Annotated in this window: 25 protein-coding genes, 1 pseudogene and 1 riboswitch; of the genes and pseudogenes, 4 read left to right on the forward strand and 22 right to left on the reverse strand. The window is 36.2% G+C overall.

The features are described from left to right. Positions 1-222 precede the first annotated feature (222 nt). A complete protein-coding gene (locus G3O09_RS05325; RefSeq protein ID WP_163100447.1) occupies positions 223-1,563 on the reverse strand; it encodes a GntP family permease in 1,341 nt (446 codons plus the stop codon). Between the two features lie 20 nt (positions 1,564-1,583). After that, positions 1,584-2,726: a glycerate kinase gene (locus tag G3O09_RS05330; protein ID WP_163100448.1), complete on the reverse strand. Its 1,143-nt coding sequence runs from the start codon at positions 2,724-2,726 to the stop codon at positions 1,584-1,586. Between the two features lie 150 nt (positions 2,727-2,876). Here G3O09_RS05330 and G3O09_RS05335 point away from each other — a divergent pair, with 150 nt between their 5' ends. Together G3O09_RS05335 and G3O09_RS05340 are read left to right on the forward strand one after the other, a co-directional pair. After that, complete coding sequence (locus G3O09_RS05335; protein ID WP_163100449.1) at positions 2,877-3,977, forward strand: CdaR family transcriptional regulator; 1,101 nt, start codon at positions 2,877-2,879, stop codon at positions 3,975-3,977. Between the two features lie 338 nt (positions 3,978-4,315). Further along, positions 4,316-4,453 carry a YuzL family protein gene (locus G3O09_RS05340; RefSeq protein ID WP_163100450.1) on the forward strand — a complete coding sequence of 46 codons (138 nt, stop codon included), beginning with the start codon at positions 4,316-4,318 and terminating at the stop codon, positions 4,451-4,453. A 37-nt stretch (positions 4,454-4,490) separates the two neighbouring features. On the opposite strand, the gene G3O09_RS05345 is transcribed toward G3O09_RS05340, so the two are convergent. The 6 genes from G3O09_RS05345 to G3O09_RS05370 form a co-directional block, all read right to left on the reverse strand. Next, positions 4,491-5,345 carry a DUF6843 domain-containing protein gene (locus tag G3O09_RS05345; RefSeq protein WP_163100451.1) on the reverse strand — a complete coding sequence of 285 codons (855 nt, stop codon included), beginning with the start codon at positions 5,343-5,345 and terminating at the stop codon, positions 4,491-4,493. 965 nt (positions 5,346-6,310) lie between these two features. Further along, positions 6,311-7,045 (reverse strand): amino acid ABC transporter ATP-binding protein, encoded by a 735-nt coding sequence (locus G3O09_RS05350; protein WP_163100452.1) that lies wholly within the window; start codon positions 7,043-7,045, stop codon positions 6,311-6,313. Positions 7,046-7,062: 17 nt separating this feature from the next. Then, complete coding sequence (locus G3O09_RS05355) at positions 7,063-7,764, reverse strand: amino acid ABC transporter permease (protein WP_163100453.1); 702 nt, start codon at positions 7,762-7,764, stop codon at positions 7,063-7,065. Then, a complete protein-coding gene (locus tag G3O09_RS05360; protein ID WP_163100454.1) occupies positions 7,751-8,575 on the reverse strand; it encodes an amino acid ABC transporter substrate-binding protein in 825 nt (274 codons plus the stop codon). Before G3O09_RS05360 ends, G3O09_RS05355 begins: the two co-directional genes overlap by 14 nt. Positions 8,576-8,852: 277 nt before the next feature. Further along, on the reverse strand, positions 8,853-9,362 hold the full coding sequence (locus G3O09_RS05365; RefSeq protein WP_163100455.1) for a hypothetical protein: 510 nt from the start codon (positions 9,360-9,362) through the stop codon (positions 8,853-8,855). A 512-nt stretch (positions 9,363-9,874) separates the two neighbouring features. Beyond that, entirely contained in the window at positions 9,875-10,417 is a 543-nt protein-coding gene (locus G3O09_RS05370) for a Rossmann-fold NAD(P)-binding domain-containing protein (protein ID WP_163100456.1), read from the reverse strand. Positions 10,418-10,545: 128 nt separating this feature from the next. On the opposite strand from G3O09_RS05370, the gene G3O09_RS05375 reads away from it, so the two are divergent. Beyond that, complete coding sequence (locus G3O09_RS05375) at positions 10,546-11,193, forward strand: glycosyltransferase (RefSeq protein WP_163100457.1); 648 nt, start codon at positions 10,546-10,548, stop codon at positions 11,191-11,193. Positions 11,194-11,241: 48 nt separating this feature from the next. Here the strand turns inward: G3O09_RS05375 and G3O09_RS05380 are convergent, their stop codons facing one another. The 14 genes and pseudogenes from G3O09_RS05380 to G3O09_RS05445 all read right to left on the reverse strand — a co-directional run bounded on the left by G3O09_RS05380 (position 11,242) and on the right by G3O09_RS05445 (position 21,169). After that, positions 11,242-11,625, reverse strand: a complete 384-nt coding sequence (locus G3O09_RS05380; protein ID WP_163100458.1) for an S-Ena type endospore appendage — start codon at positions 11,623-11,625, stop codon at positions 11,242-11,244. A gap of 533 nt (positions 11,626-12,158) precedes the next feature. Beyond that, the gene (locus tag G3O09_RS05385) at positions 12,159-12,518 is read right to left on the reverse strand and encodes an S-Ena type endospore appendage (RefSeq protein ID WP_163100459.1); all 360 of its coding nucleotides are present in this window, start codon (positions 12,516-12,518) and stop codon (positions 12,159-12,161) included. Between the two features lie 40 nt (positions 12,519-12,558). Further along, entirely contained in the window at positions 12,559-12,933 is a 375-nt protein-coding gene (locus G3O09_RS05390; RefSeq protein ID WP_163100460.1) for an S-Ena type endospore appendage, read from the reverse strand. A 552-nt stretch (positions 12,934-13,485) separates the two neighbouring features. Continuing rightward, on the reverse strand, positions 13,486-13,836 hold the full coding sequence (locus G3O09_RS05395) for an S-Ena type endospore appendage (RefSeq protein WP_163100461.1): 351 nt from the start codon (positions 13,834-13,836) through the stop codon (positions 13,486-13,488). A 297-nt stretch (positions 13,837-14,133) separates the two neighbouring features. Beyond that, entirely contained in the window at positions 14,134-14,508 is a 375-nt protein-coding gene (locus G3O09_RS05400) for an S-Ena type endospore appendage (protein ID WP_163100462.1), read from the reverse strand. Positions 14,509-14,548: 40 nt separating this feature from the next. Next, positions 14,549-14,914, reverse strand: coding sequence for an S-Ena type endospore appendage (locus tag G3O09_RS05405; RefSeq protein ID WP_163100463.1), 366 nt, complete (start codon positions 14,912-14,914; stop codon positions 14,549-14,551). 573 nt (positions 14,915-15,487) lie between these two features. Then, positions 15,488-15,856, reverse strand: coding sequence for an S-Ena type endospore appendage (locus tag G3O09_RS05410; RefSeq protein WP_163100464.1), 369 nt, complete (start codon positions 15,854-15,856; stop codon positions 15,488-15,490). A gap of 38 nt (positions 15,857-15,894) precedes the next feature. After that, positions 15,895-16,266 (reverse strand): S-Ena type endospore appendage, encoded by a 372-nt coding sequence (locus G3O09_RS05415; RefSeq protein ID WP_163100465.1) that lies wholly within the window; start codon positions 16,264-16,266, stop codon positions 15,895-15,897. Between the two features lie 166 nt (positions 16,267-16,432). Beyond that, positions 16,433-16,903, reverse strand: coding sequence for an S-Ena type endospore appendage (locus G3O09_RS05420; RefSeq protein ID WP_163100466.1), 471 nt, complete (start codon positions 16,901-16,903; stop codon positions 16,433-16,435). A 108-nt stretch (positions 16,904-17,011) separates the two neighbouring features. Next, a complete protein-coding gene (locus G3O09_RS05425) occupies positions 17,012-17,803 on the reverse strand; it encodes an alpha/beta hydrolase family protein (RefSeq protein ID WP_163100467.1) in 792 nt (263 codons plus the stop codon). A gap of 97 nt (positions 17,804-17,900) precedes the next feature. Then, positions 17,901-18,005, reverse strand: a riboswitch (SAM riboswitch). 61 nt (positions 18,006-18,066) lie between these two features. Beyond that, positions 18,067-18,276, reverse strand: a pseudogene (locus G3O09_RS05430) (STAS domain-containing protein); the annotation flags it as partial. A gap of 230 nt (positions 18,277-18,506) precedes the next feature. Then, entirely contained in the window at positions 18,507-19,037 is a 531-nt protein-coding gene (locus G3O09_RS05435) for a protein kinase family protein (RefSeq protein ID WP_338048403.1), read from the reverse strand. A gap of 99 nt (positions 19,038-19,136) precedes the next feature. Then, the gene (locus tag G3O09_RS05440; protein ID WP_163100469.1) at positions 19,137-19,262 is read right to left on the reverse strand and encodes an FbpB family small basic protein; all 126 of its coding nucleotides are present in this window, start codon (positions 19,260-19,262) and stop codon (positions 19,137-19,139) included. Between the two features lie 353 nt (positions 19,263-19,615). Continuing rightward, on the reverse strand, positions 19,616-21,169 hold the full coding sequence (locus G3O09_RS05445) for a sensor domain-containing diguanylate cyclase (RefSeq protein WP_163100470.1): 1,554 nt from the start codon (positions 21,167-21,169) through the stop codon (positions 19,616-19,618). A gap of 239 nt (positions 21,170-21,408) precedes the next feature. On the opposite strand from G3O09_RS05445, the gene G3O09_RS05450 reads away from it, so the two are divergent. Continuing rightward, positions 21,409-22,422 carry an LLM class flavin-dependent oxidoreductase gene (locus G3O09_RS05450; RefSeq protein WP_163100471.1) on the forward strand — a complete coding sequence of 338 codons (1,014 nt, stop codon included), beginning with the start codon at positions 21,409-21,411 and terminating at the stop codon, positions 22,420-22,422. Positions 22,423-22,664: the final 242 nt, after the last annotated feature.

A 22,664-nucleotide genomic window follows, 5' to 3' on the forward strand; every position in this document is an offset into this window, starting at 1 on the left:
TGAATCCGGTCTATATACTAGACATCGTTCAGCCTCTTTTCATTCAAACTCAATTAATCAAAAACTTTCGATTTACTTTCGATATTTCAGATTTACAATCGAAAACTATAGTTTTACTTTCGAAATTTCAATTTTACCGTCTAAAACTCATTATTTACTTTCGTATAAAAAATCTAACTTCAATCTATCCAAATCAAAAGTCCCTATAAGAACACGAATCTATCAAACTAACACAACCCACACTAACATCGTAAATACTATAGTCACTAGACCTTGCAATAAAGTGGCCATCGTCTGTGCTTTGTAAGCATCAGTCACTTTCATTCCGCTGAATTGAGTGACAACCCAGAAGAAACTGTCATTCACGTGGCTCACTGTCATTGCTCCAGCTCCGATTGCCATTACTACTAATGCCAATGGAACGGCTCCTTCAATTCCCATTGGAGAAAGCATTGGTGCAATTAAAGATGATGTTATTACCAGGGCTGCTGTAGATGAACCTTGTGCGGTTTTTAATGCAGCAGCAATTATGAACGGAATCAACAGGAATAACGCTCCACTAAATACATCTCCAAGCGACCAGCTTTGGATGGCCTCAGCAATTCCTGTGTTTTTGATGACCCCACCAAATGCTCCACCCGCACCAGTTATTAAGAGGATCGGAGCCGAATCCACTAAACCTTCTGACACCCAATTAGTTAATGTTTCTTCATCATATTTAGGCAATAGAGTAAGTGCTGCAATTACCCCTGCTAACAAAGCAACCAAAGGTGAACCTAGGAATACTAGAAATTCAGCAAATCCGCCTTCCATCTGTTGATACGTCACGATAGATCCTATACCTATCAATACAATTGGTAAAACAATCGGTAAAAATGCTTGGAAGGTAGATGGCATCTTTCCAAATGATTTGACAATTTCATCATAATTTAACTCTTCGCTATCTTCTTCCACTTCAATTTTACTAGCCACTTTTGTCGCCCAGAAGTACCCAACAACTGTGGCAGGAATCGCAACGATCATTCCAAGTAATATGATCGTCCCTAGAAAATCACTCGCTCCAATATTCCCCGCAGCTGCAATTGGACCAGGTGTAGGAGGTACAAGTGTATGTGTAGCATATAATCCAGTCGCTAACGCTACCGACATAGAAGCAATCGCCACTTTCGCACGCTTAGCTAACGCTTTTCTTAAGCTGGATAAAATGACAAACCCAGAATCACAAAAAACTGGTATAGAAACGATATAACCAATTAAGCTCATTGCAAGCTGAGGACGTTTCGGACCAACAATACGAAGAACCACTTCTGCCATTCGAAGGGCTGCCCCTGATTTCTCCAGGATTGTTCCGATGACTGTACCGAAAACGATGACAAGGCCTATGCCCCCCATTAATCCACCAAAACCTGTGTTAACGCTTTCAACAATCTTTGCGAAAGGCATTCCCGATGCAAATCCTACAAAGAAAGTACCTAACAATAAAGAAAGAAATGGATGTAATTTAAATTTCGTCGTTGCTAATACGACTAATAATACCCCTATAATCAATACCCCAAATAACATGATTTTCCCCCCTGTTTAGTTTAATCGCGTATATATGATGTAATATAAGTTCGCATAACTTGCTCTGCTGCACACTCCAGCAATTCTCCCCCTCTGTCCATCGCTTCCTGGAGAGTCATGGGAGCGTTAACAATACTGTGCACACTATGGATCCCATGTTCGTATAAAACTTCAATCCCTTTTCCGATGGAACCAGCAAGTGCAAATACTGGGATGCCTTTTTTCTTTGCTTCCTCTGCGACCCCCATCGGTGTCTTCCCAGATGCGGTCTGAAAATCAATTTGTCCTTCCCCAGTAAATACGCATCTTGAACCCCTTAATTTTTCTTCAAGCTTTGAATAAGAGATGACAATATCGATTCCTCTTTTCGTTTCTGAAGGAAAGAATGCTTGAAACGCTCCTCCTATCCCACCTGCTGCTCCGGCCCCTGGTTTCTCATGTAATCGGATTCCTCTCTTACTTTCAACCAAGTCAGCCCAATGGTGCAGATTGCAATCAAGTAACTCTACCATTTCTTCATTTGCCCCTTTTTGTGGACCGAACACATACGAAGCTCCATTTTCCCCAACTAGAGGATTTTGCACATCAGATGCTATCAAAAATCGCGACTCGTTAATACGAGTGTCAAACCCTCCATCATCAATAACAGCTATTTTTGAAAGTTCGCCCCCACCTAAACCAATAGATTGCCCATCAGCGTCTAGCAATTTCATACCTAATGCCTGCAGCATCCCGGTCCCACCATCATTGGTAGCGCTTCCACCAATCGCCAAAATAAACGTGCGATAGCCATCGTCCAACGCTCTTTTGATTAATTCCCCTGTACCATATGTAGTCGCTACCATGGGATTCAATTTTTCTTTCTGTATCAGACATAAACCAGAGGCACTAGCCATTTCGATGACGCATGTTTCCCCATCGCCAAGTACACCGTATTGTGCTTTCACCATATCTGACAATGGACCCCTTACCTTTACTTCCACTTTTCGTCCATTCGTAGCTGACACTAAACTTTCCATGGTACCTTCTCCACCATCAGCAACTGGAACTATGATAGTTTCACAGCTCGGCATTGCCTTCTTAACCCCTCTTTCAATCGCTTCTGCTGCTTCAAGTGCCGTCATACTTCCTTTAAATGAGTCAGGTGCAATAACGATTTTCATGCTGTGTCCCACCTTACCTTAAACTAATTACATTTTAATTATAATATTCAGATAAACTAACTTCATCAGTCAAAACAAACAAAAAAATCTAATAATTCAATTAATATTTTGTGTATAATAGATAAAAACTTCACAAATTCAAGGTGACCTATGTTAACAAGTGAAATTGCAAAGGAAATAGTAGAACAAACTATGATCCGCCTAAACCGCAATATTAATATTATGGACGATAAAGGAATCATAATCGCTTCTGGCAACCGAAATAGAATCCATCAAATCCACGCTGGAGCGATTGAAGTCCTCCGTACCGGAAATCCCTTAATCATAAACTCAAATGATTTACATCAATGGGAAGGTTCACTTCCAGGCATTAATCTACCAATTCATTTTCAAGAAGTCGTCATTGGAGTGATTGGAATAACTGGTGATCCTGATGAAATCATGGAATTTGGGGAACTAGTCAAAATGATCACCGAAATGATGATTCAGCAATCGTTCATGTCTACACAATTAGAATGGAAACAAAGGCTTAGAGAAGAGGTCTTTGAGGATTTATTGACTGAAAAGCATAATCAGGAGTCAATCAGAAAAAGGCTACATCTAATTGGGATTAAATTAGAAACGCCCTTCCAAGTGGTTGTGGTTGAAATCGGATTTAATAAATATAAAAAAACAGACATCATACAAATCTTTGAAAATATATTTGAGGAGAAAAAAGTACTCATCGGATTCATAAGTGTAAACCGCTTATTTATCCTTTCCTCCAACCTTTCAGAGGCACATATTAAACAAAAATTATTAACTGCGCTCAATCATCTAAAATCCAAAAACATCATGTCGCGCATCGGAATCGGTACACCTGCATTGGTACAAGACCATATTCATCATTCCTATCATGAATCCATTAGCGCCTTATTACTCGGTAATTCTGAACAGAATCTAATTTCCTATATGGAAGTGGAAACGAAAGCCCTATTAAATCGAATTGATGAACGCGCAAAAATTCAATTTCATCAACGGGTCTTAGGGACTCTATCAGAAAAGCTTATTTTGACATTGGAACATTTCTTTGCAAACAATCTAAATATTGGAGAGTGTGCGAAAAAAATGTACATACATCGAAATTCCTTAATTTATAGAATCAAAAAAATAAAGGAATTAACCGGTTATGACCCTCAGGTAGTTCAGGATGCCGTCACTTTGCAGCTAGCTATTTGGATCACCCATTTAAGTCGAAAAGAAAACATATAATTCCCTCAGTTCATGGAAGACCTTATCATTCAATGAGATAAACATCCTATTAATGATTTAAAGCCAAGGCACCTAAGGTTTTGGCTTTTTGTTTATCTTAAATGCTTTTCTGATTGAATAGTCTCCAACCTGAAATCCAATCGCACAAACCAATAAAACCCCCAACCAAAGTCTTTCCACAATGTTGTAGGTACGACTGTAACCACCAAATAAAAAACAACCTTACCAACCAATATAGTACCTTCATTATTTTCCTTCCCAACTATTTTCTTTTAATATCTCCTTTATTGTATAAATCCTTTCAAGTTACAAAAAGTAAACCAATAGGAGGTGTTGACATGAGCAATAACAAAATCAAAAAGAACCCTGCCACGATTGGATTAGAGTCCTCACAAGTTGAAGGGCAAGGGACAACCACACAAGAAACAGGCAGTTATGCCTCAGATTCTTCCAGAAAGAAACAAAAGAAATCTTAGTAATTTAATAAGCAGGGACTGTATTTAGTCCCTGCCCTTAATTTACTTCTTTTTCTAATCGCATGATATCTTCGATCGTCTTTCCTTCTTCAAAATACGAGTATCCATGTGTCATAAAGAAATTCCCGCATCCTTTATTGGTTATTGCGAAAGTGGAATAATGCACTTCCTTTACTCCATCTGAAGTTGAACCAGCAGGCCCCAAAGAAATGCAGCTATCAGAGATTCTCTCTCGTTTACCTTTTGAGTCCACATAATAATATTGATCGTTAATTATACCTTCCCCAGGAGGAAGGGAAGTCAGGGCCATCCCATTATTATCTACCTCTATTACATAGAAATTATCAATCTTCTTAGATTCCGTTGCACTTTCCACATTATATGAAACATGAATATTCCCCACATAATCCTTAGGTATTTCATAATATTGATTGGTCTTTTTCTGAAATGGGCCTAACTCTAAGAAGATGCCATCGACTAATGTAAAGACCGTAATCATAACCAACAATAATGCCCAATTGGATTTTTTCTCGGGTAGCCAGCGTCCGTTTTTTAAACCATCATCTAGAAAAAAGAATATTAACGAACAAATTGCAGCATATGCACCCAATCCTTCAATAAAGACGATGGTAACCGATCCAAAAAACAAATGAATAAAGGCAGCTGTGATAAAACGCATTTTTCGTAATTTCCTCGTCAAGAAATCTGATAATAACGAAACCGGAATCCCATAAAAAATATTCCCTATCCCTGCATAAAACAGTACGATCAAAGTCAAACCAAAAAATCCATCACCGCGATTGACTATATCAAGAAAGAAGAAAAAGCAACCTAACAAAAATGTACAGATTAATGCAGCCTTAACCTTGTTTACGAAACGAAAGTCTCCCATACCATCCCCCATTTCTTTTTATATTCAATAATTTAACCTTGACTTCAATTTCGATTTCTACTTTTATATTCAATTCTCCTTTACTAAGACAGTTAATTCGTTCATCAATGTCTAATATCGGATACTAAAGAGCATTAACTAGCACTTCGAATTTCGAGAGGATCTCAGGATTTGGTATTATCCACGTTTCGGGTCATTTATCCTGCACTTTCCTACGGATATCATTCACTTTCGAGGTTTTTATCCTGCACTTTTCGAAATTTACCCTTCACTTTTTACGAAATCTTAAAAAATATCCTTCACTTCCTATTCGTTATCCACTTTATTATTCATTTATCCTTCACTTTAACATTGATATCGTTCACATTAGGACTTAATTCAGTAACTAGAGGTTTTATCGTGCACTTTGAGTTTCAGCTGGTTCTCAGATTCTGCAATTTATCCACTTTTCAAGTCTTTTATCCTTCACTCGACCACGAATATCCTTCACTTTCTAGGTCTTTATCCTGCACTTTTTGAAATTTAACCTTCACTTTTTACAAAATCATAAAAAATATCCTTCACTTCCTATTCGTTATCCACTTTTTGATTCATTTATCCTTCACTTAGAGATTAATATCGTTCACATTAGAACTTAATTCCGTAATTAGAGGCTTTATCCAGCACGTTGATTTTCAGCTGGTTCTCAAATTCTGCAATTTATCCACTTTTCGAGCCTTTTATCCTTCACTTGCCCCTGGATATCCTTCACTTTCGAGGTTTTTATCCTGCACTTTTTGAAATTTACCCTTCACTTTTTACGAAATCTTAAAAAAAATATCCTTCACTTCTTATTCGTTTCCTTCACTTTAACATTAATATCATTCACATTAAGGCCAATTCAGTTTTTAGAGGAACCTTAGAATTTCAGTAGATTAAAGCAATCAAAAAAGCGTGAATTCAAAATTGAATTCACGCATGTTTTATTATTGTATTCGATTTAAGAACTGTTTTGTCCGTTCTTCTTTTGGGTTGTTGAAAATATCATGAGGCTTACCTCGTTCGACGATCACTCCGCCATCCATAAAAATCACTTCATCTGCTGCTTCCTGAGCAAAGCGCATTTCATGGGTAACAACAATCATCGTCATTCCTTCGTTCGCAAGGTCCTTCATGACTTTCAAAACTTCGCCTACCAATTCAGGATCCAGAGCAGAGGTTGGTTCATCGAACAGCATCACATTCGGTTCCATTGCAAGCGCCCTGGCAATTCCAACACGTTGCTGTTGACCTCCTGACAATTGGTACGGGTAAAAGTCCAGCTTATCTCCCAGACCTACTTTACGAAGGATATTCTCGGCTTTAGAACGAGCTTGCTCCTTGCTTTCCTTTTTGACAGTGATGGGCCCTTCCATCACGTTTTCCAGTGCCGTCATATGAGGAAACAAATTATAACTTTGAAACACCATCCCTGTTAATCGACGGAACGGAGGAATATGCTTCTTAGAAACTGTTTCATTAAAATTAAGAGAATTTCCCTCAATCGAAAGGTTTCCTTTAGTAGGCACCTCAAGGATATTCAAGCAGCGCAGGAATGTCGTTTTACCTGACCCTGATGGGCCAATCAAAACAACTACTTTTCCTTTTTCTACTTCAAGATCGATCCCCTTCAGTACTTCAAGCTCACCGAATTGTTTGTGTAAACCTTTTACAGAAATCATTTAATTTCCTCCTTTCATTACCTCGATACATATCGATCTAGTCTGGTTTCGAGTCTTCCTTGGAATATGGAAAGGATGAAGCAAATGATCCAGTAAATGATCGCTGCTTCCGTGTAAAGAAGCAAAAATTCATAATTCGTCGCTGCAATTTCTTGTGCTTTTCGGAACATTTCTGTTACCAATATTAATGATGCTAACGATGTATCTTTGATTAAACTAATAAAGGTATTTGACAATGGTGGTAAAGATACTCTCGAAGCCTGAGGCAAAATTACTCTTTTTAACGTCTGAGGATATGACATTCCTATTGAATAAGCCGCTTCCCATTGTCCTTTTGGCACAGATAAAATAGCTGCACGAATAATTTCAGACGAGTATGCTCCTACATTTAATGAAAATCCAATCACTGCTGCAGGAAGCGGATCAATTACAACGCCTACCGTAGGTAACCCATAAAAAATAATAAACAATTGCACAAGCAAAGGAGTTCCACGGATGGCAGAAACATAAATTCGTGAGATCCATTGAAACGGTTTAACAGACGAAATACGTGCCAGTGCGGTTAAGATGGCAATAATTAATCCACAGATAAAGGTCACTAACGTCAAAGGAATCGTATACAAAAGAGCCCCCTTCAGCAAAGGCTGAAGGGAACTTTGTGCGATTTCCGTTAGTCTGGCTATTCGATCGGGATCTGCAAAAATACTACTCAAGTACATTTTCACCAAACCATTTCACAGAAATTTTTTCGTATGTGCCATCTTTAATCATATCATCTAAAGCTTTGTTTACCTCTTCAACAAGAGTTTCGCTGCCCTTACGGAACATTAACCCACTTTGGGAAGCATCATCAGCTTCATCTACCACTTTCACTGGAGCATCTGGCTTTTGGTTTTTGAAATCTAAGAATGATAATTTATCATTGATTGTTACATCTACACGCTTAGAGTTGATCAATTCAATTGCTTGGTTAAAGCCTTCAACACCCACAATTTCAGCACCTAATTTTTTTGCCTGTTCTGCATAGTTACTTGTCATAGACTGAGCAGATTTTAGTCCTTTAATATCTTCAAATGCTTTTACAGCATTATTGCTTTCATGAGCAATCAGAACTGATGCAGAAGTAATATAAGGTTTTGAGAAATCATACTTCTCTTGGCGATCTGGACGAATCCCAACTTGGTTAGCAATCATGTCAAAGCGCTTTGCATCCAACCCAGCAAACATGCCATCCCATTGTGTTTCTAAAAACTTAGGCTCAACATCTAAACGCTTGGCAATTTCACGAGCAATCTCTACATCGAAACCTGTCAATTCACCTTTCTCGTCATGGAAAGTGAATGGAGGATATGTACCCTCTGTACCAACTAACAATGTACCTTCTTCTTTAACTTTAGATAGAAGATCTCCTCCATCTGCAGTTGTTTTATCTTCATTCTTGTTCTCTGCTTTTTCTTCAGTTGTTCCACAACCTGCAACTACAAGCATCAAACTAAGTAATAGTGCAAAAAAGATTGTAAACTTTTTCATTTTTATTCCCCCTTAAATCCTATGAGTTTTGTCGGCTTTAGTCATCATATTATAGAGTTGTTGAGTTGTCAAAACAAAAGTTTGCAAAATCTAATATTTTTACTATTTACTTTCTTACACCTTCTAATGCAAGGATAAACCTTGTATCAAAAAAGAAAATCCCCATAAATACAGAGATTTTCATTGGACATCATTATACTGTTGGTGATTGGATCTTTTGTGTTCAAAATAAAAAAAGTAGTGCTTCCCATCAGGATTGCACTACTCATTTCAAATATTAGTTAACTTCTTTACCTAAATCCGGCTTTAACATACCGATGCTTTCAAATGCAGCACCAATTTTATCTACACCTGATTGGAAAGTTGCTTCAGCAGCATCAAGGACAGGAGCATCTTTTTTCAACTCTTCAGCTTTTGCAGTATAAGAGTCAGCGATTTCTTTAATACCTGCTTCTAAGTCCGCTTTTTGAGCTTCTAATTCTGCAGGAACAGTGATTGCTTGAAGTTCAGCTGCTACTGCTGCTGCAGCTTCGCTAGCTTTAGTTTTCATTTCTGGAGTTGGTGTTTCTTCAGAATTTACATAAGCATTTAAATCTGCGTCTTTAGCGTTGATCTTTGCAGGAATATCAGCGTAGAATTTATACAATACGCTTTTTAAATTAACTTCTTCTTTAGGTGCTTCTTCTTTTGTTGTTTCTTTTTCAGTAGTCTCTTCTTTCTTTTCTGCACAAGCAGCTAAAGCAAGAGATAAAGTTAAAGCTGATAATAATAACCAGAACTTTTTCATAGTGAATCCCCCATTTAATCATTTTATATATGTATTAGATCGTTTACCGCGATATAAAATGGTTTCCCTTTAATATACCCCTCAATGCGGCAACTATCTGAAACACCATTACAAGCTCTTTTCACACATTACTAAGTTGTGACAAATAAGTGACAATCATTACATTTGGTAACAATTACATATTTTACATACCATTTACAATTTAGTCAACACTAATGTTTGAAAATTACAACTAAAAAACAAAACACGACTGAATAGTCTGCAAAGTATATTGTATGGATTATCTCCTAAAAAAACAAGTGAAAATATAATAAATCTTCCCTAAAATCTTAAAATTCATCATAATTAATGGTTGAATTTTGCAAATATTTAGATTTGACATTAAATTCAATAAAATAAAAAAACTCCCAAATGCAGGGAGATGATAGGGTTTTTACTATTTTGTAAGCTTATCCATAGTTTTCTGCCATGTTAATTACCCTAGTAAGCACCGTATAACATTTATGCCACTCCTACCAATTTGGCCGTCTTTCCCATGGTTTAACCATTCCCACAGTATATATAGAATCTTTCAGCTTAATGGCTTCAATGACTCCTCTTGCAATTTCATCATTAGTTAACCATCTTGAAGTGGATCCCTCAGGTACGAAACCTAACTGTATTTGATGATAAACACATCCATTTGGAGTTTCAGCTCTTTTTTTGGTTTCTTCTAAATCCCTGCTACTCCCTAACTCATGAAAAAAAGACCAAGGTTCTTTTCTTCTTCCATTTTCTTTTATGATAGTTTGAACAGAATGGTCAGCAATAGAGTGAATCCAAGCAACTATTAAATTAAACGTACCATGTTTTTGAAATGCTTCTATTAATTCATCTCCATTTCTATAATCCAGTAACATAGGTGTAAGTAAAGATTCGTCTGGAAAACTGCTTTTTATTCGGTCCATTCTATCTTGATTTCGACCAACAACATGTACATTATACCCTTGAGTTGCTAACCATATCGAAACGTCTGCTAACATCCCAGTCCCACCAACAACTAAAGCCTTTTTCATACATCCACCCCCCACACTCCAAATATTGGATGAAAAAAAGAAGAATTCAAGATAAAAGACTTGAGTGAAATTTGAAAGATCATCAAATAATAAAACTGGTGTTAAATTTACAAAAGGAGACGATACATATGAAAAAACACTTCATAAAACTATCCATTTTATTAATGGCAATCGCTTTAGTCCTTTCACCTATGACAGCTTCCGCAGTTGGCAAGCCATGCGATCAAAAAAATTGTTTTAGCAAAGCTGCTGTGCAGTTAAAGGGTGACATGAGGAAACTCTGGATGGAGCATGCACTCTGGACAAGAACCTATATGAATAGTGCTCTTGCAGGTTTGGAAGACCAAGAATTGGTATTAAAAAGATTACTTAAAAACCAAGAAGATATCGGGAATGCTATTAAACCAATCTATGGAGAAGAAGCAGGAAATAAACTCACTGAATTATTAAAAGAGCATATTGTAATAGCAGGCAAAATTGTGGACGCTGCTAAAAAAGGTGACCAAGCCACATTACAACAACAAAATCAAGAATGGTATCGAAACGCTGATGATATGGCCAAGTTTTTAAGCAGCGCGAATCCAAACTGGAAGGAAAGCGATTTAAAAGAATTGCTGCATATGCATTTACAAATGGTCACAAACGAACTGGTTGCCCGCCTTCATAAGGATTGGCAAGCAAATATCGATGCGTTTGATAAAGGTGTAAACCACCTAATTAAATTGGCTGATGCTCTTTCTGATGGGATCATAAAGCAGTTTCCAAATAAATTTTAATAAAAAAGAGGTTTGTCTATAATACAGACAAGCCTCTCCTCATATTAATTAGCAGACTACACGCTTGTACAAGGTGATGCAAAATTTCCCACTTGTTCCAGCAGGAACATTTACATTAAAGCTACTTGGACTATTTACTGATATTTTTCTAGTATTTCCAGGTGTTACTGTAAAATTTAACGCAACTTCTCCTGTTGTAGTTCCTACATTAAATGTAATATTACCTGTCGGTCCACAATTGAACACTTCAAAGGTTCCTTGAAAATAATCGCTATCAGTAGGTCCACTCCAGACTGTAACAAAAGTAGCAGGTTCACCACCCACAATTGTTCCAAGCGGTCCTCTTAAGTTCCCACAATTCTCTTCTACAAAAATCTGTGGGTTTGGGCAACAGAATCCACCATTGTTATGGTTTTTATGACTTCCACACATAATAAATCCCTCCTTACTTGATGAAATTTGTCTTACCTTACATTAGATGCAGCCTGTCCTACGACTGACACATACAACGGCGGAATTTTGAATATAAAAACTCAAACTATCATTTAAGGTGATTTAAGAAATTTCTATAATGTTAATGCCATAGCCAATAATCATTTTGATAATTTCTTATTAGTTCTGATCTTCTACTCACTTGTTTTTTGGTGGGATCTTTTTGCAGTGCTCTTTGTCTCATTCCATATTTTTAAAAATACAAACGATTAATTCGTTTTTTTTATCATTCCTAATTTTCCTGAAGATGCACATGCAAACTAATCAATTTACCGTTTTCTCTTCCTTCACCAAAATTCAATACCGTTTCCAACCTTGTATCTCACACTATGGCAAAAGGGATAATCTGATAGGAAAAGAATGTAATTTTATTGACTGTTTTAGACTAAAAAATAAATGAGAGGCTTGCCTATTAAACTGACAAGCCTTTATTTAATAAATCGACTCTATTAGAATTCGAATTATTCTTTTTATTAGCAAACTACACGCTTGTACAAGGTGATGCAGAATTTACCTTGTGAGCTTGCGCTAGTTGTAAAAATATTAAGTCTCACTGGAATATTTACAGATATTTTTCTAGTATTTCCAGGTGTAACAACTATGTCTTCTGTAAAAGTTCCATCTGCTCTTGTAATTGCAAACACAATGTTATCATTCCCACAATTAAATACTTCAAATGTGCCTTGAAAATAGTCACTATCTACAGGTGCAGGTACAAACCAATAGGTTGTTCCTGGTGGTTGTAGACCTTTGATATTTCCACAAATTTCCTCTTGAAAAATCTTAGGATCTGGACAACAAAATCCTTCGTTTTTATCATGTGTTCCAAACATAAATTTCTCTCCCTTATTTCATTATTTCAGTGTTTTCAAATTAACAGAAAACACGCTTGTATAATGTGATACAGAATTTCCCACTTGTTCCAGTTGGAATCAATACTCTAAAATTATTTGGATTATTCACTGATACGGTTTTTGAATTCCCAGGAGGTACAACTATTGGGGTTGTTAGCGGATCAACCAAAAATTGGATATCCCCTACTGGCCCACAGTTAAAAACTTCAAATGTTCCCTGAAAATAATCTCCGTCGGTAGGCCCCGTCCATACCGGTGCGAATACTGCTGCTACATCACCCATAGCAGGTGTTCCAAGCGGACCTCTTAAATTCCCACAATTTTTTTCCACAAAAATCTGAGGATCTGGGCAGCAAAATCCTCCATTATCATGGTTATTATGACTTCCACACATATCATATCTCTCCTTGCGGATTATTTTGATTAGCTCTTACCTTACATTAGATGCAACTTGTCCACTGTCTGACACATACAAATGCGGAATTTTTAATAATTAGTTTTGATATGATAAAAAAATTCACCCCAAACTATCAATTGAGGTGATATGCGCAACTCTATTTAATTAATGCCAGTCCCTATAATCATCATTGCTATTTCTTTTTCGTTCTGATCTACTACACACTTTTTTGCCGTGATCTTTGTTGCAATCCCTTTTCTAAGCAATCCAAATGATTAGTTCAATAATAATTAACAAGGTTAGTAAGGGCATGTCAAAATCGGATTTTTTATCATTTTATTTTTTCTCACATCCAATTCCAAGTTCATGACAATTACTGACCTTGAATCTTCCCCTGTGGAAGAATGCATGATCTGATTGGAATATGATGTAGATTTCTGAGTAGATTTAGACATAACTAAAATGAGAGACTTGCATTGTTCCTTCTCAAGCCTCTCAAATTAGATCTATTCTAAACTACTTTTTAGGATGATAAATTGAATTTGTTAATTAGCAAACTACACGCTTGTACAAGGTGATGCAGAATTTACCACTTGTTCCAGCAGGTGCGCTAACAATAAAACTAATTGGATTATTCACCGATATTTTCCTAGTATTACCAGGAGTTACTATAATTCTTTCTGCTATAGTTCCTGTTTGATTTACTGAAAACGTTATATTACCTGTTCCACAGTTAAATACTTCAAATGTTCCCTGAAAATAATCGCTATCTGCAGGTGCACTCCATACTGTAACAAGTTCAAGCGGACCTCTTATATTCCCACAATTCTCTTCTACAAAATTCTGTGGATTTGGGCAGCAGAATCCATTATTGTTATGGTTTTTATGATTGCCACACATATTCAATCCCACCTTACTTTATGAAATTGAAATTTGTCTTACCTTACATTAGATGCAACTTGTCCACAGACTGACACTTGCAACCGTGGAATTTGAATAACTAGTCTTAATAAAAAAAACACCTCAATTGAGGTGTAACATGTATTTCTATTTAATTAATGCCATAGTCAAATTCAAAGTAGTTTTTGAAATTAAATAAATTTAATGAGAGACTTGTCTGAATCTTTCACAAGCCTCTCAAAAATTCAATCTATTTTAAATTGCTATTTGTGGATGATAGATTGAATTTATTATTTATTAACAGAATACACGCTTGTACAGAGTAATACAGAATTTTCCTCTTGATCTATTTGGATTATCACCCAAAATAGGAGGAGTGGTAATAGCAAATCTTATTGGATTATTTACTGAAACTTTTCTAGTATTTCCAGGTGTAACAGTTATAATTCCCGTACTCGTACCCCCTACAGAAAAAACTGCAAATTCAATGTTATCATTCCCACAGTTAAATACTTCAAATGTTCCTTGAAAATAGTCACTATCTATAGGGTCGAGTACTTGCCAAAAATTATCCCTAACTGGACCTTGAATATTCCCACAAATTTCCTCTTGGAAAATCTTAGGATCTGGACAGCAGAATCCATTAACACTACTTCCGTTATTTCCACACATATTTATTCTCTCCCATTATTTATTTTTTTAGTGTTTCAAACTAACAGATAACGCGTTTGTACAATGTGATACAGAATTTCCCGCTTGTTCCAGTTGGCACAATAACCTCAAAACTAGTTGGATTATTTACTGATACAGCAATAGAATTCCCAGGAGGTACAGTAATGACAGTTGCATTCGGGCTTACCCGAAATAGGATATTCCCAACTGGTCCACAGTTAAAAACTTCAAAAGTTCCTTGAAAATAATCGCCATCTGCTGGCCCAGTCCATACAGGAGCAAAAGTATCAGGGGTGGTTTCAGTAGTGCCAAGCGGACCTCTTAAATTCCCACAATTCTTTTCTACAAAAATCTGTGGGTCTGGACAGCAGAATCCATTAAAATTACTTCCGTGATTTCCACACATATTAAAATCTCTCCTTGTTTGCTTAATTTGTTTTTGTCTTACCGTACATTAAATGCAACTTGTCCTCAGACTGACACTTATAATTGCGGATTTTATCTATTAAGTTTTGATTTTTCGATAAAAAAATCACCCCAAACTATTAATTGAGGTGATAAGAGCAAATCTATTAAATTAATGCCATAACCAATAATCATCATTACTATTTCTAATTCTTTCTGATCTTCAACACTTACCTAAATGTGCCTTTATGACAAGGGCTTTGTGTCAATCCTTGTTCTTGAAAAATCAGATAATTGATGCAAGAATAATAGTAATTAACGGGCATATCAAAGTCTTCCTTTTTATCATGCCTGTTTTTTCTCTGTAGATGCTCATCCAAATCCAAGTTCATGACAGTCACTGACCTTGAATCTTCCACCGCGGCAGAATGCATGATCTGATGGGAATATGTTGTAGTTTCCTGAGAAGATTTAGACATAAAATTAAATGAGCGGCTTGAATGGTCCTTCTCAAGCCTCTCAAATACAATCTATTCTAAACTTCTTTTTAGGATGGTAAATTGAAATATGTTAATTAGCAAACTACACGCTTGTACAAAGTAATGCAGAATTTCCCTTGTGAAGCTGCGCTAGCTGTAATAATAGTCAAGGCTATTGGATTATTCACTGATATTTTTCTAGTATTTCCAGGTGTAACAATTATAGGTCCTGTATTAGTTCCATCTGCAAGTAAAACTGCAAATGTAATGTTATCATTCCCACAGTTAAATACTTCAAATGTTCCTTGAAAATAGTCACTATCTATAGGGTCGAGTACTTGCCAAAATCTAGTTCTTTGTGCAAACAGCCCTTTAATATTTCCACAAATTTCTTCTTGAAAAATTTTAGGATCTGGACAACAAAATCCATTAAATCCACTGTGATTATCATGAGTTCCACACATATTATTTCTCTCCTATTTTATTATTTTAGTGTTTCAAACTAACAGATAACGCGCTTATACAATGTGATACAGAATTTCCCGCTTGTTCCAGTTGGCACAATAACCTCAAAACTAGTTGGATTATTAACAGATACTGCAATAGAATTCCCAGGAGGTACAGTAATTACAGTTGCATTCGGACTTACTCGAAATTGGATATTACCAACTGGTCCACAGTTAAAAACTTCAAATGTTCCTTGAAAATAATCGCCGTCTGTAGGCCCAGTCCATACTGGTGCGAATACTGCAGGTATAGTTCCATTTGCAGGTGCTCCAAGCGGACCTCTTAAATTCCCACAATTCTTTTCTACAAAAATTTGTGGATCTGGACAGCAGAATCCATTAAAATTATTTCCGTGATTTCCACACATATTAAATCTCTCCTTGTTTGTTTGATTTATTGTCTTACCGTACATTAAATGCAACTTGTCCACAGACTGATACTATATTTGCGGATTTTCTCTATTAAAATTTTGATATTCCAATAAAAAATCACCCCAATCTATCAATTGAGGTGATAAAAGCAAATCTATTTAATTAATGCCATTCCCAGTAATCATCATTGCTATTTCTTGCTCGTTCTGATTTTCTACACTTGTCTATTTTACAAGAGTGTTTATGACAACGGTCTTTGTGGTCTTTTTTCTTTATTGGAATACAAACATCCAAACAAAATTTACCGTCTATTCTTCCTTCACCTATTCGAGTGACAGTCACCGATTTTGCATCATCGACAGTAGCTGAAAGTGTATTACCTGGAGGAACATTAAATTTTACAGGCAATTCTTCTTCTCGAAACACGCTTACCCTTATAGTTGCTGTACTGTGACTGCAATTGAATACAGAAATAGAAATGAACGCATCTTTTTCTGTTTTTTCTCTCCAAATCTCCAAATTCGACGCCTGATCACTTAACAATAAATTCCCACATATGCTATTGCAAATCATTTCTTTATCTTTATGTTTATCCTTATCATGGTCTTTTCTACCACACAAATGGTTTCGCATAATGATTCCTCGTTTCTGTTTAATGGACAACTTACTGTATAGAATATTGCACTTTTTTACAAAAGTTGCCAAAATTCCACGTTTGTCATCATCAAAGCCTTCTAGGATTTATTGATTAGCCTTTATTAACCACTCTAATGTCGTATCCATTAGCTCTCTGTAGCCTTTTATTGAAGAATAGGTATGGTTTGCCCCCATAATCACTTGCTTTTTGCATCTCCCAATAGGTCTTGATCGCAAAGCATAAAAGTAATGAAAACAGTATTCAACTGGTATTTCTTCATCCTCTGTTCCATGCACGACTAATACGTCACCAGTAAAATTACCTACATTCTTTAATGGGTGATGGTTTGCCATGGATAGAAAAAATTCTTTCTTAAGTGGATAACCAAGATAATCTAATTCCATCCTCCCTTGAAGTTTTTCATATTTATTTACACCAACAATGGACAAGATATCTTTAAATGGATTGGCAACAGCCGACCATAAAACCAACTTTTTCACTCTATCATCTCTTGCAGCAGTAATCATGGCTACAGCTCCTCCTAAACTATGACCAATAAGTATGAGATGATTAGGGTCTACTTCCTCTATTGTCAAAGCAAAATCTATCACTTGTATCGTTTGACTTACTAAATCATCAAAATGATTCTCTCCATAATTCCCTTCACTTTCTCCACAACCCGAATAATCAAACCTCAACACAATCGCATCAAGTTTTGATAGTTCTTCTGCAGCTTTTACAAAAAGACGATTCACACCAACCTTACTTCCTATGAAACCATGACAAATAATAATCAAAGGGTAACGTTTGTTTTTTCCTTCAAGGTAACATGCTGGAAAATGTATGATTGCGGATAGATTGAGATCTTTCCATTTTATTTGAATTTGTTTGTTCAATAAAATCACTCCTTACATAAAACTTATTGGAATAGTAGGTTTTAAAGGTATAAAAAAATCCCCTTCCAGATAAGGAAGAGGATTTGTATGTCCTGTCGGCTTATCTCTCAGACTAAGTCTGCTGGATTTAGCACCTTTCTATTAGAAAATAGAGGTTGCTGAAGCTTCATCGGGCCAGTCCCTAGGCTTCTCTTGATAAGTTAATTTAATTTTCATAGATATTCATATACTATTAAGGCAACTTAAAAATCCTGTCAAGAAAATTAGAATAAATCTAAATCACTTAATGCTTGCTTTAAATTCCCCTTGATTGATAGATTACTAAAATCTACTCCGATGTTAATAACGGTCTGGGCGATTTCTGGACGTAGACCTGTAAGTGTCGTTTGAACTCCAAGAAGTTTTAATGAAGCAATGACTTTAAAGAGTTGATCCGCTACCATCGTATCCACTATTGCCACTCCAGACAGGTCATTAAAAGATGAGATATTTGTAAACTCTCCGATCACGTGGAATCTGCGCCTTCTGTTCTGGTGTCAAAACTGATAAGCGGTCTTCATGTACATTTTTTTGCAATTTCGTATTTCTTTTCTAGTAGTTTCGCTCCTAAAAATTGCACTTGACTAGCCATTATCTTCCTCCGAATATTTTAGTATTTTCAATATACCATACTTTTTTTCAGGAGGACTGGAAATAACTTCAATTAAGATAAAGCTGGAAGTAGTTTCTTCTTATATAATAATGCAACTAAATTCAATATAGTCGCAGGGATTTTTTTAGGAAAATATCTTTGCAAATAAAACATATGAAAAGCTGCTTTAAGGTCTTTCCATTGTGAACAGTTCTTCGTTTGTCTAAATCTAGCAACATCAATTAATTTAACTTTTCCATCAAATGTAATTATTATATTCCTTAAATGCACATCAGACGGATTTAGTCCTTTTTCTTTTGCCAATCCTAAAGCACGATCAACTTCTTTGAGGCTCTCAATTGAAATCGGAATGCCTTTTTCCAAACAACTGAACAATGTATGTCCTTCAATATAATCTATTACGAGATAATTTTTTCCTGCTTCATGCAAGGATGAGTAATATGAAGTACCCCTTAATATTTTATAAATTTCTGCTTCTTCTTTTGCCACTTTTACAAACTCAGGAAAAAACACTTTCAAAACTTTTTCTGTCGTTCCAATCCTAAATACAAATGCACTTCTACCTTCACCGATCAAAGTCAAATCCGGATCCTTATCATTCAGTATAAAATTTGTGCCCTTCTTTGTTATAGATACACTATTAGCCAATTCACTGAATGATTTCACTGTAAAGTCTCCTTTCTACTTTGAATTTACATATTTAGCATCTATACGTTTTTCGATGACTTCAAGTTTCTCTTTATCTTTTAAAAGTTCAGCTTTATTTTTATTAATTAATTCTGTAATAGTCATTTTTGCTTTTCTCATGATGATTCTCCTATCTAAAAATTATTTATAGTAAAATTAGAAAACTAGCCGATTAGCATGCCCTATTGCAAAGACAAGTCGTTCGTTTCATTTATACTTCATTCCTAATTGGCATATATGTCTTCAATGTGCCAATTTATTCATTCTAAAAACGAAAAAACCTTTACCGTATTATGGTAAAGGTTAAAAAAATAAAGACCTATACCAATCGGTAAAGGTCTTGCTAACAACTGTTGGTTGCCATTAAAGCCGGGAGAATCAACCTCCGAAATGACGACTTTAATGTAAAAGCTACTCCCCTTTAGGAGAACTATTTTACTATAAACCTATCTTATAATAATTATTTGAATATGTCAAAGAATTTGAGAATCAACAAACACAGTGGTTTTGTTTTTTCCGTTTGATTTCGATTGATAAAGGGCAAAATCCGCCCTCTCAATAATTTCATTAAGGTTTTCTTCATTTTTTTGATAGGTTGCAATCCCAAGAGAAATAGTTATAGAGATTCCATTCGGTCCTATACCTTGTTCAACTGTATTCCTTAATTCTTCCGCTATACTCATGGCTGCTTCAACATCCCCATCATTCACCAAGATACCAAACTCTTCCCCACCATATCTAAATGGTAAATCACCATCTCTTGCAATCGAGTTCATTTTAGAAGCTAAAAATATGAGAACCTCATCTCCAATTAAATGACCGAACGTATCATTAACCTTCTTAAAATTGTCTGCATCTAGGAGGATAAGAGAAAAAGGATGACCTTCTTGAATCATTTCGCCCCCTACCCTTTCGAATGTTCTTCGATTAGATAGTCCTGTTAATCCATCTACACGACTTTCATGGTGTAAGACATTTAAATGGTTATTAATATGTCGATATAGCTGCCTTACTTCATAAATACTTGAGTTAATATTAGACGAATTGGGACACTGACTTCTCCTTTGCACGATTGCTTCTTCTGAATATCTAGCCAAGCTATGAAGGGGTCTTGCAATCTGCAGAGTAATCCACCATGAAACCGCAATAATCAAAATGAATAGTGGCAAGGCTCTTAACACGATTTGTACAATCAATTCTTTCAGAGGTTCGTTTAATACCTTAATAGGCGTTTGAGAAACTATCCCCCAACCAGTAGTCGGTTCAACGGTATATCCTACAAAAAAATCGATACCTTTTGAATTTCTCACCTGTTGAGATCCACTCTGTCCAGAAATTACTTTCTTAACCACTGGATTGAATAAAACTCCTTCATTTATCCTTTTTTTATCAGGATGAAAAATGATCTTTCCTGCTTTATCTACCACATACACATAAGAACCATCTCCGAAAAAATGCTCACGTAGCATATTGCTTAAAACATTCTCTTCTTCAAGATAAATGGTCCCACCTACATATCCCTTGTAAGAACCTTTTGGGTCAAAAATGGGATACGACACTAAAACAATCAAACGTCCAGTCGTTGCTATATATGGATCTGAAACAAATGGTTTTTTTAATTTAATAACGTGTTTAGCTACATCCGTATTAATTTTTAGTCCTGGTTGGAACCCTTGATTTTCAGGACTAGCCTTCTGTAGGATTCTATTTTCGTTTGCAATAAAAATGGAGTTAAAATAATGACTATTTGCTTTTAGCATTAAATCTATATCATATTGAGTCACTTTGTTATTTTTTGCATATGTAGAAATCGACTCCAGCTCTGTTTCCATAGATTTCAACAATGCACTAGTCTCTGAAGAAAGTTTCTTAGCATACTGTAGATTATTTTTTTCATAGTTTGACGTTAAAGTCTGCTTGATAGAGTTGTACGCTGAATACCCGATGACTATCGCCGTCAAAAGTACTGATACCACCACGAGTACACTAATTACAAAACGGAGGGTAAAACCTTTTCTCATTTTCATCTTTTTACAACCCTGTCTGTTAAAATTATGAAACGTTTTCCAAACTATGATTATACATGGTTTTGATATAGGATAAAATACCTATTTCGTGATATTATTTCCAGTAGCCCTAATAGTACGCGATTTAACATCAAAAATATATGTGTAAAATTTTCTTTCAGGCATTTTATTTTGATACACGAAATAATCTTGATAAAATCAAAAGTGCTTCATTATTTATATAGAAGGAAGATGATTTTATGTCTGAATATATAGAAGGTACTACACGCTTTTCCGTTCTGGATCTTGCACCAATTGTGGTGGGTGGGACTCCAGCAGAATCTTTTCGGAATACTTTGCAACTTGCCCAACACGTCGAAAAATGGGGCTATAACCGATACTGGCTGGCGGAACACCATAACATGCCCTTCATTGCCAGTTCCTCCACCTCCGTTGTAATTGGCCATGTGGCAGCTGGAACATCCAAAATACGAGTCGGATCCGGTGGAATCATGTTGCCAAATCATGCCCCTCTTGTTATAGCTGAACAGTTTGGGACACTAGAATCCCTATTCCCTGGACGCATCGACCTTGGACTTGGACGCGCACCAGGGACGGATCAACGTACCGCATTCGCCTTAAGGCGAGGTAGCCGAAGCGATGGCCACGATTTCCCCGAGCAATTGGAAGAACTTCGCGGATATTTTGATCCATCTCTTGTACCCAATAAAACAGGTGTAAGAGCTTTCCCTGGCGAAGGCCTCGACATTCCAATCTGGTTACTCGGTTCAAGTGGCTTCAGCGCACAATTGGCGGGACAATTAGGTTTGCCGTTTTCCTTTGCAAGTCATTTCTCCCCTAACAACACTATACAAGCACTAGATTTATACCGAAGGACCTTCAAACCATCCAAAGTACTGGATAAACCGTATACCATGCTCGGTGTGAATGTCATTGCAGCAGAAACAGACGAAGAAGCAAAACTACTTGCCACTTCATTACAGCAACAATTCCTAAACTTAATCCGAAACCACGAAGCACCATTACAACCACCTGTCGAAAACATGGATGAACTTTGGAACGAATTCGAAAAAGAGGCCCTAAAACAACAACTAGGCGCCTCCATCATCGGAAGCCCAGAAACCGTAAAAAGGAAGCTTCAAACCTTTATCGCAGATACTCAAGCTGATGAAATCATGATTATCTCCCAAATATACAATCACAAGAAACGTCTACGTTCCTATGAAATCGTAGCAGAAATGATGATGAAATAATAAATATGATTGGCCCCCATTATTTGGGGGGCTTTTCAATTTAAATAAAATGGACTCCCATAAAATATAGAGGATTCGCTAGAATCGAAGTGATGATAACTTTAAAGTGATTGATACTGGTGGTAAGTGAAGGATAAGTAGACTTATATGTATGAAATCCAGACTGAATGATGGATAAAGGTCTCTATTTGATGGGTAAATTTTAAAACTTCTTAAAAAGTGAAGGATAATTTTTCAAAAGT

It is taken from the genome of Peribacillus alkalitolerans (assembly GCF_010882125.1).
Classification (GTDB): Bacteria; Bacillota; Bacilli; order Bacillales; family DSM-1321; genus Bacillus_BN; species Bacillus_BN alkalitolerans.

Coding starts and splice junctions, on each gene's coding strand:
- G3O09_RS05325 (WP_163100447.1), bottom strand. CDS start 1,563: ATGTTATTTGGGGTATTGATTATAGGGGTATTATTAGTCGTATTAGCA.
- G3O09_RS05330 (WP_163100448.1), bottom strand. CDS start 2,726: ATGAAAATCGTTATTGCACCTGACTCATTTAAAGGAAGTATGACGGCA.
- G3O09_RS05335 (WP_163100449.1), top strand. CDS start 2,877: ATGTTAACAAGTGAAATTGCAAAGGAAATAGTAGAACAAACTATGATC.
- G3O09_RS05340 (WP_163100450.1), top strand. CDS start 4,316: ATGAGCAATAACAAAATCAAAAAGAACCCTGCCACGATTGGATTAGAG.
- G3O09_RS05345 (WP_163100451.1), bottom strand. CDS start 5,345: ATGGGAGACTTTCGTTTCGTAAACAAGGTTAAGGCTGCATTAATCTGT.
- G3O09_RS05350 (WP_163100452.1), bottom strand. CDS start 7,045: ATGATTTCTGTAAAAGGTTTACACAAACAATTCGGTGAGCTTGAAGTA.
- G3O09_RS05355 (WP_163100453.1), bottom strand. CDS start 7,764: ATGTACTTGAGTAGTATTTTTGCAGATCCCGATCGAATAGCCAGACTA.
- G3O09_RS05360 (WP_163100454.1), bottom strand. CDS start 8,575: ATGAAAAAGTTTACAATCTTTTTTGCACTATTACTTAGTTTGATGCTT.
- G3O09_RS05365 (WP_163100455.1), bottom strand. CDS start 9,362: ATGAAAAAGTTCTGGTTATTATTATCAGCTTTAACTTTATCTCTTGCT.
- G3O09_RS05370 (WP_163100456.1), bottom strand. CDS start 10,417: ATGAAAAAGGCTTTAGTTGTTGGTGGGACTGGGATGTTAGCAGACGTT.
- G3O09_RS05375 (WP_163100457.1), top strand. CDS start 10,546: ATGAAAAAACACTTCATAAAACTATCCATTTTATTAATGGCAATCGCT.
- G3O09_RS05380 (WP_163100458.1), bottom strand. CDS start 11,625: ATGTGTGGAAGTCATAAAAACCATAACAATGGTGGATTCTGTTGCCCA.
- G3O09_RS05385 (WP_163100459.1), bottom strand. CDS start 12,518: ATGTTTGGAACACATGATAAAAACGAAGGATTTTGTTGTCCAGATCCT.
- G3O09_RS05390 (WP_163100460.1), bottom strand. CDS start 12,933: ATGTGTGGAAGTCATAATAACCATGATAATGGAGGATTTTGCTGCCCA.
- G3O09_RS05395 (WP_163100461.1), bottom strand. CDS start 13,836: ATGTGTGGCAATCATAAAAACCATAACAATAATGGATTCTGCTGCCCA.
- G3O09_RS05400 (WP_163100462.1), bottom strand. CDS start 14,508: ATGTGTGGAAATAACGGAAGTAGTGTTAATGGATTCTGCTGTCCAGAT.
- G3O09_RS05405 (WP_163100463.1), bottom strand. CDS start 14,914: ATGTGTGGAAATCACGGAAGTAATTTTAATGGATTCTGCTGTCCAGAC.
- G3O09_RS05410 (WP_163100464.1), bottom strand. CDS start 15,856: ATGTGTGGAACTCATGATAATCACAGTGGATTTAATGGATTTTGTTGT.
- G3O09_RS05415 (WP_163100465.1), bottom strand. CDS start 16,266: ATGTGTGGAAATCACGGAAATAATTTTAATGGATTCTGCTGTCCAGAT.
- G3O09_RS05420 (WP_163100466.1), bottom strand. CDS start 16,903: ATGCGAAACCATTTGTGTGGTAGAAAAGACCATGATAAGGATAAACAT.
- G3O09_RS05440 (WP_163100469.1), bottom strand. CDS start 19,262: ATGAGAAAAGCAAAAATGACTATTACAGAATTAATTAATAAAAATAAA.
- G3O09_RS05445 (WP_163100470.1), bottom strand. CDS start 21,169: ATGAAAATGAGAAAAGGTTTTACCCTCCGTTTTGTAATTAGTGTACTC.
- G3O09_RS05450 (WP_163100471.1), top strand. CDS start 21,409: ATGTCTGAATATATAGAAGGTACTACACGCTTTTCCGTTCTGGATCTT.